This window comes from Reyranella sp., assembly GCF_965229815.1.
Lineage (GTDB): Bacteria > Pseudomonadota > Alphaproteobacteria > Reyranellales > Reyranellaceae > Reyranella.
Genome location: NZ_CBDDJN010000002.1, coordinates 587,789 through 600,967, shown reverse-complemented (window position 1 = coordinate 600,967; position 13,179 = coordinate 587,789). Strand labels below are relative to the sequence as shown.

General features: G+C 70.1%; 11 protein-coding genes. 8 read left to right on the top strand and 3 right to left on the bottom strand.

Annotated features, from left to right (window positions below; all coding sequences use genetic code 11):
* The first annotated feature begins 115 nt into the window (after positions 1 to 115).
* From ACO073_RS03420 to ACO073_RS03395, 6 genes are read left to right on the top strand one after another with little or no spacing between them, the layout of a single operon-like run.
* Positions 116 to 1,102 (top strand): ABC transporter permease, encoded by a 987-nt coding sequence (locus ACO073_RS03420; RefSeq protein ID WP_421995276.1) that lies wholly within the window; start codon positions 116 to 118, stop codon positions 1,100 to 1,102.
* On the top strand, positions 1,102 to 2,022 hold the full coding sequence (locus tag ACO073_RS03415) for an ABC transporter permease (protein ID WP_421995274.1): 921 nt from the start codon (positions 1,102 to 1,104) through the stop codon (positions 2,020 to 2,022). The genes ACO073_RS03420 and ACO073_RS03415 overlap by 1 nt, the downstream gene beginning before the upstream one ends.
* The gene (locus tag ACO073_RS03410) at positions 2,019 to 3,020 is read left to right on the top strand and encodes an ABC transporter ATP-binding protein (protein ID WP_421995272.1); all 1,002 of its coding nucleotides are present in this window, start codon (positions 2,019 to 2,021) and stop codon (positions 3,018 to 3,020) included. Before ACO073_RS03415 ends, ACO073_RS03410 begins: the two co-directional genes overlap by 4 nt.
* Entirely contained in the window at positions 3,013 to 3,951 is a 939-nt protein-coding gene (locus tag ACO073_RS03405; protein WP_421995270.1) for an ABC transporter ATP-binding protein, read from the top strand. Before ACO073_RS03410 ends, ACO073_RS03405 begins: the two co-directional genes overlap by 8 nt.
* On the top strand, positions 3,929 to 6,067 hold the full coding sequence (locus ACO073_RS03400; RefSeq protein WP_421995268.1) for a hydantoinase/oxoprolinase family protein: 2,139 nt from the start codon (positions 3,929 to 3,931) through the stop codon (positions 6,065 to 6,067). The genes ACO073_RS03405 and ACO073_RS03400 overlap by 23 nt, the downstream gene beginning before the upstream one ends.
* Positions 6,064 to 7,806 (top strand): hydantoinase B/oxoprolinase family protein, encoded by a 1,743-nt coding sequence (locus ACO073_RS03395; protein ID WP_421995266.1) that lies wholly within the window; start codon positions 6,064 to 6,066, stop codon positions 7,804 to 7,806. The genes ACO073_RS03400 and ACO073_RS03395 overlap by 4 nt, the downstream gene beginning before the upstream one ends.
* 156 nt (positions 7,807 to 7,962) lie before the next feature.
* On the opposite strand, the gene ACO073_RS03390 is transcribed toward ACO073_RS03395, so the two are convergent.
* Genes ACO073_RS03390 through ribA form a run of 3 tightly spaced genes read right to left on the bottom strand, consistent with a single transcriptional unit; the run spans position 7,963 to position 11,134 of the window.
* Positions 7,963 to 8,865 carry an ABC transporter substrate-binding protein gene (locus ACO073_RS03390; RefSeq protein ID WP_421995264.1) on the bottom strand — a complete coding sequence of 301 codons (903 nt, stop codon included), beginning with the start codon at positions 8,863 to 8,865 and terminating at the stop codon, positions 7,963 to 7,965.
* 18 nt (positions 8,866 to 8,883) lie between these two features.
* Positions 8,884 to 9,990, bottom strand: a complete 1,107-nt coding sequence (gene ald / locus ACO073_RS03385; RefSeq protein WP_421995262.1) for an alanine dehydrogenase — start codon at positions 9,988 to 9,990, stop codon at positions 8,884 to 8,886.
* Between the two features lie 7 nt (positions 9,991 to 9,997).
* Positions 9,998 to 11,134, bottom strand: a complete 1,137-nt coding sequence (ribA, locus tag ACO073_RS03380; RefSeq protein ID WP_421995260.1) for a GTP cyclohydrolase II — start codon at positions 11,132 to 11,134, stop codon at positions 9,998 to 10,000.
* Between the two features lie 150 nt (positions 11,135 to 11,284).
* On the opposite strand from ribA, the gene ACO073_RS03375 reads away from it, so the two are divergent.
* Together ACO073_RS03375 and ACO073_RS03370 are read left to right on the top strand one after the other, a co-directional pair.
* Entirely contained in the window at positions 11,285 to 11,983 is a 699-nt protein-coding gene (locus ACO073_RS03375) for a response regulator transcription factor (protein WP_421995258.1), read from the top strand.
* A 72-nt stretch (positions 11,984 to 12,055) separates the two neighbouring features.
* A complete protein-coding gene (locus ACO073_RS03370) occupies positions 12,056 to 13,123 on the top strand; it encodes a diiron oxygenase (RefSeq protein ID WP_421995256.1) in 1,068 nt (355 codons plus the stop codon).
* Positions 13,124 to 13,179: the final 56 nt, after the last annotated feature.

The window sequence follows — 13,179 nt, the reverse complement described above, 5'->3', positions numbered from 1 at the left end:
GTGCCCGCGCAGCGGGCGGAGGGGGCATGAACCGAGCGGCTGCCGCTTGGCTCCCGACCCCTCCGTCGGCGTATGACGCCGACACCTCCCCAGCGTCGCTGGGGAGGAGGTCTTCATGAGAATGGGCCGCCGCATCCTGTCGACCCTGCGCCGGACCGCGATCCATGCCGGGCCGACGGTGCTCGGCATCATCGTGCTCGATTTCCTGCTGCTGCAGCTCATGCCGGGCGACGCCGCCGACGTCATCGCGTCGGAATCGGGCGTCGCCACCGCCGAGACCATGGCGGCGCTGCGCGAGCGCTTCGGGCTCGACCAGCCGGTGCTGACCCAGCTCGTCAACTTCCTCTCCCATCTCGCCCGCTTCGATCTCGGCTTCTCGCCGCGCTACAACATGCCGGTCCTCGACATGATCCTGAGCCGGCTGCCCGGCACCGTGATGCTGATGGTGTCGGCGCTCTCGCTGGCGCTGCTGCTCGGCATCGTCGTCGGCTCGGTCATGGCCGCCTGGGCCGGCCGCTGGCCCGACCGCGTCCTGTCGGTCGTCGTGCTGCTGCTCTACTCGATGCCCGGCTTCTGGGTCGGGCTGATGGCGATCGTGTTCTTCTCCGTCAAGCTGGGCTGGCTGCCCAGCGACGGCAGCATGACGATCGGCGCCGATCTCACCGGCTTCGCCTTCGTGGCGGACTATGCCAGCCACCTCGTGCTGCCCGCGCTCGCGCTGTCGTCCTTCTTCGTGGCGGTCTACGCGCGGCTGGTGCGCGCCTCGATGCTCGAGGTCCAGCGCCAGGACTTCATGCGGACGGCGCAGGCCAAGGGCCTGCACCCGTTCTTCATCCAGCTCCGCCATGCCCTGCGCAATGCCCTGATCCCGGTCACCACCGTGGCCGGCATGCATCTCGGCAACCTGCTGGGCGGCGCGGTCGTGGTCGAGACCCTGTTCGGCTGGCCCGGCATGGGCCGGCTGGCGCTCGAAGCCGTCCTCGCCCGCGACTTCTCCGTCCTGCTGGGCGTGCTGCTCCTGTCGTCCCTGCTGGTCATCCTGGCCAACATGGTGATCGACCTGCTGCATGCCTGGCTCGACCCGCGCATCGGGGCGGCGTGATGACGGTCCAGGCAGAGAAGCTCGCCGACCCGCCGGCCACGCCGTCGGCCGCGGTCGTCGACCTCGGCAACCGCGCCGGCGCGCCGCGCCGGGGGCGCCGCCTGCGCGCCTTCCTGCGCAACCCGACCTTCGTGGCGGGCGTCGCCATCCTGTCGGTCTTCGTCCTGATGGCGCTGTTCGCCGACCTGCTGTTCCCCGGCGATCCGCTGGACATGGTGGGGCCGCCCATACTGTGGCCGGGCCAGGATCCCGAGTTCCCGCTGGGCACCGATTCCCTCGGCCGCAACGTCCTGGCCGAGCTGGTCCACGGCGCGCGCGCCTCGCTGCTGGTCGGCCTGTCGGCGGCGGCCATCGGGCTCGCCATCGGCATGGCGGTCGGCTCGGCCGCCGGCTTCTTCGGTGGCCGCGTCGACGCCCTGCTGATGCGCCTGGTGGAGCTGTTCCAGACCACGCCGACCTTCCTGCTGGTCATCGTAATCGTGGCGATCGGCGAGCCGTCGATGGAGACGATCGCGCTCGCCATCGGCATCGCCTCGTGGCCGACCGTCGCCCGCCTGGTGCGGGCGCAGTTCCGTTCCCTGCGCGAGGCCGACTTCGTCATGGCGGCGCGGAGCCTCGGCTATTCCAACCTGCGCATCATCGCCCAGGAGATCCTGCCCAACGCGCTGCCGCCGGTGATCGTCGCCGCCTCGGTGATGATCGCCAACGCCATCCTGACCGAGGCCGGCCTGTCCTTCCTCAACATGCGCGATCCCAACCTGGTGAGCTGGGGCGGGATGATCGGCGACGGTCGCGACCTGCTCCGCACGGCCTGGTTCCTGACGGCGCTGCCCGGCGTCGCCATCGCCACGGCGGTCCTGTCGCTCAACCTGGTGGGCGACGGGCTGAACGAGATCCTGAACCCGCGGTCCGACCCATGAGCGCACCCGCCAGCCTGCTGGCCGTCGACAACCTCGCCGTTGCGTTCCCGGGCCACGTCGCGGTGCGCGGCGTGAGCTTCGCCATCGCCCCCGGCGAGACGCTGGCGCTGGTCGGCGAATCGGGCTGCGGCAAGTCGGTGACCGCCTTCTCGGTGATGCGGCTTCTGCCGCCCAATGCCCGCGTCGTGTCGGGCCGCATCCTGCTCGAAGGCCGCGACCTCATGACGGCGTCGCCGGCCGAGATGCGCGAGGTTCGCGGCAAGCAGGTGTCGCTGATCCAGCAGGAGCCTATGACCTCGCTCAACCCCGTCCTGTCGATCGGCACCCAGATCGCCGAGGTGATCCGCCGCCACGAACGGGTGTCGCGCCGCGCCGCCCGGGCGCGGGGCATCGAACTGCTCGACCTGGTAAGCATCCCCGACGCCCATCGCCGCATCGACGACTATCCGCACAATCTGAGCGGCGGCATGCGCCAGCGCGTCATGATCGCCATGGCGGTGGCCTGCGGTCCCCGGCTGCTGATCGCCGACGAGCCGACGACGGCGCTCGACGTCACCACCCAGGCCCAGGTCCTCGACCTGCTGGACGACCTGCGGCGGCGGCTGTCGATGGCGGTGCTGCTGATCACCCACGATCTCGGCGTGGTCGCCCAGTGGGCCGACCGGATCTGCGTCATGTATGCCGGCCGCGTCGTCGAGCAGGCGGCGATCCGGCCGTTCTTCGCCCGGCCGATGCATCCCTATTCGCGCGGGCTGCTCGGCGCGCGCGTCGATGTCGACGCCGACGAGCACTACACGGCCGGCCGGCTGAGCGAGATCCCGGGCAGCGTCGGCTCGGCGACCGGCGAGGCGGGCTGCTCCTTCGCGCCGCGCTGCCCGAACGTCGAGTCGGGCTGCCGTGCGGCGCCGCCGCCGCTGCTGCCGTTCGAGGCCGGCCGCGACGTCGCCTGCCCCGTGTCCCTGGCCGCGATGCCGCTCGAGGGAGCCGGCCGTGGCTGAGGCGCTCCTCGCCGTCCGCGACCTCCATACGCGCTATGCCGTGGGCCGCCAGGTGCTGCGGGCGGTCGACGGTGTCTCCTTCGAGGTCGGGCGCGGCGAAACGGTCGGCCTGGTGGGAGAGTCGGGCTGCGGCAAGAGCACGCTGGGCAAGACCATCCTGCGCCTGGTGCCTTCGGTCGAAGGCACGATCGAGCTCGACGGCGCCGACATCACGCGGCTGGGCGATGCCGCCCTGGCACCGCACCGCCGCCGCATGCAGATGATCTTCCAGGACCCGTTCGGATCGCTGAACCCACGCCAGACCATCCGCACCGTCCTCGACACGGCGCTGAAGGTGCATCGCCAGGGGGGCCGCGCGGAGCGCGAGGAGCGCATGGCCGAGATCATCGCCCGGGTCGGCCTGCCGGCGGATTCGCTCGACCGCTATCCCCACGAGTTCTCGGGCGGCCAGCGCCAGCGCATCGGCATCGCCCGCGCACTGGTCCTGCAGCCGGCGCTGATCGTCTGCGACGAGCCGGTGTCGGCGCTCGACGTGTCGATCCAGGCCCAGATTCTCAACCTGCTGGTCGACCTCAAGCGCGACCTTGGCCTCGCCTATCTCTTCATCTCCCACGACCTGTCGGTGGTGCGCTACTTCGCCGACCGGGTGCTGGTCATGTATCTCGGCCGCATCGTGGAAAGCGCCAGCCATGCCACCTTGTGGCGCGACCCGCGGCACCCCTACACCAGGGCCCTGTTTGCAGCCGTGCCCTCGACCGACCCGACCCACAAGCGCGGGGCGCCGCCCATCAAGGGCGAGCTCACCACCGAGCTGTCGTCGGGTTGCCGTTTCTGCTCACGCTGTCCGGCGGCGACCGATCGCTGCCGCATCGAGGAGCCCGCGTTGCGTTCCGTCGGAGAAGGACATCATGCCGCCTGTCACTACGCCTGAAGCCGTCCGCCTCGCGGTCGATATCGGCGGGACCTTCACCGACGTCGTGCTCGAGACGCAAGAGGCCCGCTACTCGGCGAAGGTCCTCACCACCAAGTCCGCCCCCGAGGACGGGGTGCTCGACGGCATGCTGCGGGCGCTGAAGCTCGCCGACATGGCGCCGTCCGCGGTCGGGCTGATCGTGCACGGCACGACGCTGGCGACCAACGCCATCATCGAGCGCAAGGGCGCGAAGACCGCGCTGGTCACGACCCAGGGCTTCCGCGATTCGATCGAGATGGCCCAGGAGAACCGCTTCGAGCAGTACGACATCTTCATCGAGAAGCCCGAGCCGCTGGTGCCGCGCACGCTGCGGTTCACCGTGCCCGAGCGCGTCGACGCCAAGGGCGGCGTGCGGCTGGCGCTCGACGAGGCGGCGGTGGCCGCGCTCGCCAAGACGCTGAAGGAGAAGGGCGTCGAGGCGGTGGCCGTGGGCTTCCTGCACAGCTACGCCAATCCCGCGCACGAGCGGCGCGCCGGCGAGATCCTGGCCAAGGCGCTGCCCGGCGTGCGCGTCTCGCTGTCCTGCGAGGTCTGTCCCGAAGTCCGCGAGTACGAGCGCTTCTCGACGACCTGCGCCAACGCCTATGTCCAGCCGCTGATGGCCCGCTACCTCGAGAACCTGCGCAGCCGCGTCGCGGCGGCGGGCTTCGCCTGCCCGGTGCTGCTGATGACCTCGGGCGGCGGCCTGACGACGCTCGAGACGGCGGCGCGCTTTCCCATCCGCCTGGTCGAATCGGGCCCGGCCGGCGGCGTCATCCTGTCGACCTGGATCGCCGGCCAGTTCGGCATCGACCGCATCCTCAGCTTCGACATGGGCGGCACGACGGCCAAGATCTGCATCATCGACGACGGCAAGCCGATGGCCTCGCGCAGCTTCGAGGTCGACCGTCGCTACCGTTTCATGAAGGGCAGCGGCCTGCCGGTGCGCATCCCGGTGATCGAGATGGTCGAGATCGGCGCCGGTGGCGGCTCGCTGGCGGGGGTCGACGAGATGAAGCGTATCACCGTCGGCCCGGAGAGCGCCGGCTCCGATCCCGGCCCGGCCTGCTATCGCCTCGGCGGCACGCGGCCGGCCGTCACCGACGCCAACGTCGTGCTGGGCCGCATCGACCCCGACCGCTTCGCGGGCGGCTCGATCACCCTCGATGCCGGCCTCAGCCGCGGCGCGGTCGATACTCATGTCGGCGGGCCGCTGGAGCTCGACACCACGCTGGCCGCCTTCGGCATTTCCGAGGTGGTCGAGGAGAACATGGCCAACGCCGCCCGCGTCCACGCCGTCGAGCGCGGCGCCGAGCTCGAGGGCCGCACCCTGATCGCCTTCGGCGGCGGCGCGCCGCTGCACGCGGCCCGGCTGGCCGAGAAGCTCGGCATCGCCGACGTGCTGATCCCGGCCAGCGCCGGCGTCGGCTCGGCGGTCGGCTTCCTGCGCGCGCCGATCGGCTTCGAGGTGGTGCGCAGCCGCTTCGTCCGGCTGGGCAGCTTCGACGCCGCCTCGGTCAATGCGATGTTCGCCGAGATGGAGGGCGAGGCGACCGACGTCGTGAAGCTCGGCGCCCCGCCGGGTGCTGCGATCACGATCAGCCGCAGCGCCGACATGCGCTATGCCGGCCAGGGCCACGAGATCCTGGTGCCACTGCCCGACGGGCCGTTCACGGCGGCGTCGGTGGCCGAGTTGCGCCGCCGCTTCGAGGCGGGCTACCGCGCCCTGTTCAACCGCGTGGTTCCAGGCGTCGATGTCGAGGTCACCGGCTGGATCCTGAAGGCCGAGACCCCGGCGCCCGGCCGCGCCAGCGAGGCCGAACGCGTCGTGACGGCGCCGCCGGCGGCCGGGACGGCCGGCGCGCGCGCCGAGGAGACGCGCAGCCTGTTCGACCCGATGCTGCGCGAGTACGCGTCGGTGCCGGTCTACCGCCGCACCGGGCTCAAGCCCGGCCAGACCCTGCAGGGTCCCGCCATCATCGCCGAGGACGAGACCACGACCATCGTCACCTCGGGCTTCGTCGCCGCGCTCGATCCGTCCGGCGCCATCCGCCTCACCGCCAAGTCAGCCGTCCTCCAGGAGGCCGCCCAATGAGAGCCAACCATCCGCTGAGCCGCATCGAGTACCAGGTGATGTGGAACCGCCTGATCTCGGTCGTCGAGGAGCAGGCGCAGACGCTCGTGCGCACCGCCTTCGGCACCGCCACGCGCGAGGCCGGCGACCTGTCGGCCGGCGTCTACGACACGCAGGGCCGCATGCTGGCCCAGGCGGTGACCGGCACGCCGGGCCACGTCAACTCGATGGCGATGAGCGTCGGCTACGTGCTCGACAAGGTGCCGCTGGCGAAGATGAACGACGGCGACGCCTACATCGTCAACGACCCCTGGCAGGGCACCGGCCATCTCAACGACATCGTCATCGTGACGCCGACCTTCCGGCGCGGCACGGCGGTCGGCCTGTTCGCCTGCACGCTGCACGTCGTCGACATCGGCGGCCGCGGCATCATGGGCGCCGCCCAGCAGGTCTACGAGGAGGGGCTCTACATCCCCATCACCAAGATCGTCGACCGCGGCGAGATGAACCAGTGGCTGATCGACATCATCGCCGCCAACGTCCGCGAGCCGGTGCAGGTGATCGGCGACATCTACTCCGAGATCTCGAGCAACGAGGTCGGCGGCAAGCGGCTGGTCGCCATGATGGACGAGTTCGGGCTCGAGCATCTCGACGACCTGGCCAAGCACATCCTCGACCATTCGCGCGAGGCGAGCCTCGCCGCGATCAACCGGCTGCCGCACGGCACCTACCACAACACGATGATGGTCGACGGCATCAACGGCAAGTCGATGGAGCTCAAGGCCAAGCTCACCATCGGGCCGGAAGGCATCGACGTCGATTTCGCGGGCTCGCCCGGCATGGTGCAGCTCGGCATCAACGTGCCGCTCTGCTACACCGAGGCCTACACTTCTTTCGGCGTGAAGTGCATCGTGGCGCCGCACGTACCGAACAACGCCGCCTCGCTGGCCACCATCCGGGTGACCGCACCCGAGGGCTGCATCCTGAACGCCAAGCATCCCGCGCCGGTGGCGGCGCGCAGCATCATCGGGCAGATGCTGCCCGACGTGGTGTTCGGCTGCCTGCAGCAGGCACTGCCCGACGGCGTGCCGGCCGAGGGCACGTCGTGCCTTTGGAACGTCCGGCTGATGGGCGGCATGGGCCGCGTCGACGGCGACCCCGCCGTGCTGCAGAAGGCGACGCCGTTCAACGTCACCTCCTTCCATTCCGGCGGCACCGGCGCGCGGCCCAAGCTCGACGGGCTGTCGGCCACGGCCTTCCCCAGCGGCGTGCGCAACGTGCCGATCGAGATCACCGAGACGATCGCCCCGGTCCTGGTCTGGTCCAAGGAGTACCGCACCGATTCCGGCGGCGCCGGCGAGTTCCGCGGCGGGCTCGGCCAGATCATGGAGGTCGAGAGCGCCGAGGACATGCCGTTCGGCATCTCGACCAGCTTCGACCGCGTCGTCTATCCGCCGCGCGGCCGCGCCGGCGGCGAGGCCGGCATGACCGGCCGCGTCGAGCTGGTCTCCGGCAAGACCCTGGCGCCAAAGGCGCACTCCTCGATCCCGGTCGGCGAGCGTCTGCGCGTCAGCATGCCGGGCGGCGGCGGCTACGGCGATCCGCGCAAGCGCCCGGCGACCAAGGTCGCCGACGACGTGGCGCGCGGCCTGGTCTCGATCGAGAAGGCCCGCGAGCTCTACGGCGTCGCGCTGACGGCGGCGTTCGAGGTCGACGAGGCGGAAACCGCGAAACTGCGCACGCCGGTGGCGGCGGAGTAGATATCAGGCTCCTCCCCAAGCGAAGCTTGGGAGGTGTCGCCGTCACACGGCGACGGAGGGGTCATGAGCGACTGACTCGATGTCGACCATGACCCCTCCGCCCACTTCGTGGGCACCTCCCCTTCGCGGAAACCGCGAAGGGGAGGAATACTTTACTTAGACCATCGCCTCGCGGGCGAGGCTGGTGTCGACGCAGGCCTCGAACGGAATGTCGGTCCGCAGCATGCCTGCCGACCGCATCGCGGCATGCAGCCGGTCGTAGCCTTCGCGGCGGACGACCGGGTCGGTGGCCCACAGGCGATGCCGGCGATAGCGCTCGATGGCGGCCGCGAACAGCGCGCCGTCGACGTCTGGAAAATAGGGCCGCAGGACCCGCGCGATCTCGGCGGCCGGCGTGGCGTCGAACCAGCCGAGCGTGCGATGGAGCGCGCGCGTCATCTCGACCAGCTCCTGCCGGCGGCTCTCCTTCACCTCGCGTCGAGTCACCAGCGTCGTGTAGGCGGTGAGGCCGCGATCGGCGGCGGCGTACCAGATGTGGCCGGCGCCCGAGGCGACCAGGCGCTCGGCATAGGGCTGGAAGAGCTGGACGGCGTCCACGGTGCCGGCGGCGAGCGCGGCCTCGTTGTCGGCCATGGTGCGATCGACGATGCGGTCGACATGGCCGGGCTCGATGCCGGCGCGGCGCAGGTCGTCCTGCAGGCAGACCCAGGGCGTCGGCACTTCCGAGACCGTCGCCAGGCGCAGTCCGATGAGGTTGGCCAGCACAAAGCCCGGTCGCGGCCGGGCGCCGACGATGAAGAAGGGATCGCGCGCGACGACGTCGCAGAAGCAGACGAGGGGCGAGCCGGGATCGGCCTGGTGGGCGTTCATGACCCGCAGCGGGCCGCCCCACATGACGTCGACCTCGTTCGCCAGCAGTGCGCGCTGCGCCGCCGCCGGATCGCTGGAGGGTCGGAGCGCGACCGCGATTCCGGCGTCCTTGAATGCCCCGGTCGCCTCGGCGGCATAGAAGGGCGCGTAGAAGAGCGCGCGGAAGTTCTCGGACAGACGCAACGCCATGTCGGGTTCTACCGCGTCCTACAGCGATTCCGGCGGCGTGAAGGGCAGGCCGAGCGCCTCGGCGACGGGGCGGCAGGTGACCTTGCCCTCGTGCACGTTCAGCCCGTTGCGCAGGTGCGGGTCGTCGTCGACCGCCTTGCGCCAGCCCTTGTCGGCCAGCGCCAGGGCGAAGGGCAGGGTGGCGTTGTTGAGGGCGAAGGTCGAGGTGCGCGCCACCGCGCCCGGCATGTTGGTGACGCAGTAGTGGATCACGCCCTCCTCGACATAGGTCGGATGGGAATGGCTGGTCGGCCGCGAGGTCTCGCAGCATCCGCCCTGGTCGATGGCGATGTCGACGATGACGCTGTTGGGCTTCATGGTCGCCACCATCTCGCGCGTCACCAGCCGGGGCGCCGCCGCGCCCGGCACCAGCACGGCGCCGATCAGCAGGTCGGCGCGGCGCAGGATGTGGCCGAGCGCGTCGCGGGTCGAGAAGATGGTGCGCAGGCCGGGAAACTGCGCCGCCAGCCGGCGCAGAACCTCCGCCGAGCGGTCGACGACGAACACCGTGGCGCCCATGCCGAGCGCGATCGTGGCGGCATGCGTGCCCGAGACGCCGCCGCCCAGCACGACGACCTCGGCCGGCGGCACGCCGGGAACGCCGCCCAGCAGCACGCCACGGCCGCCCGCCGTGCGCTCGAGGTAGTGCGCGCCGACCTGCGGCGCCAGCCGGCCGGCGATCTCCGACATCGGCGTCAGCAGCGGCAGGGTGCCGAGCGGCGAGGTCACCGTCTCGTAGGCGATGGCGGTGACGCCGCTCTGCAGCAGGTCGCGCGTCTGCTCGGGATCGGGCGCGAGATGCAGGTAGGTGAAGAGGAGCTGGCCGCGGCGCAGCCGCTTGCGCTCGGGCGCCAGCGGTTCCTTCACCTTCACGATCATCTCGCTGGTGGAGAAGATCTCGGCGGCGTCGGCGGCGATGCGCGCACCGGCCGCCTGGTACTGCTCGTCGGTGAGGCCGGCGCCCAGGCCGGCGCCGCGCTCGACCAGGACGGTGTGGCCGTGATGGACCAGCTCTGCGACCGAGGAAGGCACCAGGCCGACCCGGTCCTCGTGGTCCTTGATCTCCTTGGGAACGCCGACGATCACGATTGCCTCAAAGCATGTGGCCTGCGCGGGCCGCCTTGGTGCGCAGGTAGTTCTCGTTGTGGCCGTTGGCCGGGAAGGAATGCGCCACGCGCTCGACGACCTCGACGCCGTAGCGCTCGAGCTGGGCGATCTTCTGCGGGTTGTTGGTCATGAGGCGCACGCGCTTGATGCCCATGCGCGACAGCATGGTGGCGGCCGGCGCATAGATGCGCTCGTCTGCGTCGAAGCCGAGCTGCTCGTTGGCGTCGATCGTGTCGAAGCCGATGTCCTGGAGCTCGTAGGCCCGCAGCTTGTTCACCAGGCCGATGCCGCGGCCCTCCTGCGCGAGGTAGAGCAGCACCCCGGACCCCTGCTTGGCGATCTCGGCGATGGCGCCGCGCAGCTGGACGCCGCAGTCGCAGCGCAGCGAGCCCAGCAGGTCGCCGGTGAAGCACTCGGAATGGAGGCGGATCAGCACGGGCCCGGTCGGATCGATCTCGCCGACCACGATGGCGAGATGCTCCTTGCCGCCGTCGCTCGGCCGCCAGGCGAGGATGCGGGCATTCTCCGCGCCCTCGAGCGGCACGTGCGCCTGCGCCACCTGCTGGAGGTTGCGTGCCGCCGTCTCCTCGTAGGCAATGACGTCGGCGGCATCGACATAGACCAGGTCCTGCTCGCGCGCCCAGTCGCGGCGCTTGTTGCCGGGATCCCGGGTGAGCGGGCCCAGCACGACGGCGGGCAGCAGGCGGGCGAGCTTGGCGAGCTCGATCGCCGTCTCGGCGACCAAGGGGGCGTGGCTGGCGACCGGGCGCGAGAAATGGCGCAGCGCGACGTGCCGGCTCGCGGTGCCGTTGGCGGGGATGGCGTCGTTCGGCCGCAGGATGACGTCGACCGGCACGCCTTCCGGGAGGTCGAGCGTGATGGGCTTGTTGATCTCGCCCATGCTGCCGGCGATGTGCGGCGGGATTTCCATGCCGATCGCCTCGGCGCGGCGGCGCGTGGTCACCAGCACCGGTGCGGCCTGCGCCAGACCCTGCAGGCGCTGGAGCGCCCGCGGGCCGCAGGATTCCGCGGCGATGACGAGGCCGCCATGGCCGTCTTCGTCGCGCAGGACGACGATCCCGCCGCGGCGCAATTCCGCCACGGCGCGTTCGACGGCTGCCACTGCCGTGGCGGTACGGGAATGAACCTGACCCGGAACCATGATGTCTGCCGCTTCCTTTAGCACGACCGCGGCTTTTTGCCGAAGTGAACTGCTTTTGTGCATGGCCCGTACCAGATAGAGTGGGGTGGGGCGCTCGCAGGTAGCAGCAGCATGTCTGTAAACAATCGCGGCAAGAAAATTCTTTTGGTCGACGACGACCCGGCCCTGCGCACGGTGCTGGCCGAGCAGCTCGACCTCTATGACGGATTCACCACCATCCAGGTCGGCACGGCGGCCGAAGGGATGGAGAAGGCCAAGCTCACCCACTACGACGCCATCCTGCTCGATGTCGGCCTGCCCGACATGGACGGCCGGGAACTGTGCAAGCTGATGCGCCGCCAGGGCGTGCGCTCGCCGGTGATCATGCTGACGGCCGCCGATTCCGACGCCGACACGATCCTCGGCCTGGAATCGGGCGCCAACGACTATGTCACCAAGCCGTTCCGCATCAACGTGCTGCTGGCCCGCCTGCGCGCCCATCTGCGCCAGCACGAGCGCAGCGAGGACGCGGTGATGACCATCGGTCCCTACGAGTTCCACCCCGCCGCCAAGGTGCTGATGGAGAAGGCCGGCAAGAAGAAGATCCGGCTGACCGACAAGGAAGCCTCGATCCTGAAGTACCTGTTCCGCGCCGGCGACCGGCCGGTGGCGCGCGACGTGCTGCTGAACGAGGTCTGGGGCTACAATGCGGGGGTCACGACCCACACGCTCGAGACCCACATCTACCGCCTGCGCCAGAAGATCGAGAGCGACCCGGCCAGCGCCGCCATCCTGATCACCGACCGCGGCGGCTACCGGCTGCAGCCCTGAGACGGTTGCCAGAAGGTGACCGATGCGTCATCTTTTTGGCAACGAGACAACATTGCCCGGGAGGGCCCCGCCATGAGCACGCAGCGCCTCTATGCCCTGCCCGTGGAGACCACCGACTGGACGTTCGACGGCCAGACCGAGATCCAGTTCAACTGGGAATACGAGGACGGCTCGGCGCCGCTCCTGGAGCTCTATGAGAAGGGCAAGCAGCAGCAGTGGGACGCCAGCACGCGGCTCGACTGGTCGCTCGAGCTCGATCCCGACAATCCGATGGCGCTCAAGGACGAGGCCATCTCGATCTACGACACCGATCACTGGCGGCGGATGACCGACAAGGAGAAGGGCTGGCTGCGGCGCCATCTGCAGGCCAACTCGATCTCCCAGTTCCTGCATGGCGAGCAGGGCGCGCTGATCGCGACCTCCAAGATCGTCGCGACCGTGCCGGACATGAACGCCAAGTTCTATGCCGCGACGCAGGTGATGGACGAGGCCCGCCACGTCGAGGCCTACAAGCGTCTCCTGCACGAGAAGTTCGAGCTCGCCTACCCGATCAACAAGGCGCTGCAGACCCTGCTCGAGCAGGTCCTGACCGACCGGCGCTGGGACATGACCTATCTCGGCATGCAGGTGCTGATCGAGGGGCTGGCGCTCGCCGCCTTCCAGTCGATCCGCGACAAGGCCGGCAACACGCTGGCGGGCGCGGTCAACGCCTATGTCATGCAGGACGAGGCGCGGCACGTCTCGTTCGGCCGGCTGGCACTGCGCGACTACTATCCGCACCTGTCGGACGCCGAGCGCGACGAGCGCGAGGAGTTCGTGGTCGAGGCGCTGCATTTCATGCGCGACCGCTTCAACCAGTCGGAAGTGTGGGAGCGGCTCGGCCTGCCGGCCAAGGTGCTGGACGACATCCACTACAATTCCAAGCAGATGAATTCCTTCCGCGGCCGGCTGTTCAGCCGCGTCGTGCCGACGGTGAAGGACATCGGCCTGTGGGGCGAGCGCGTGCGCAAGGCGTTCGCCGACATGGGCGTCATGGAATACGCCAAGATCGACGTCACCGAGCAGCTCGCCAACGACGGCAAGGTCGCCGAGGACTTCGACCGCAAGATGTTCGTCGACAAGGCGGTTGCCGCCGAGTGATCGGCTCCGGCCGCTTCCTGTCAGGGCGGCAAGTCCTGCCACTGCCGATGTGAGCG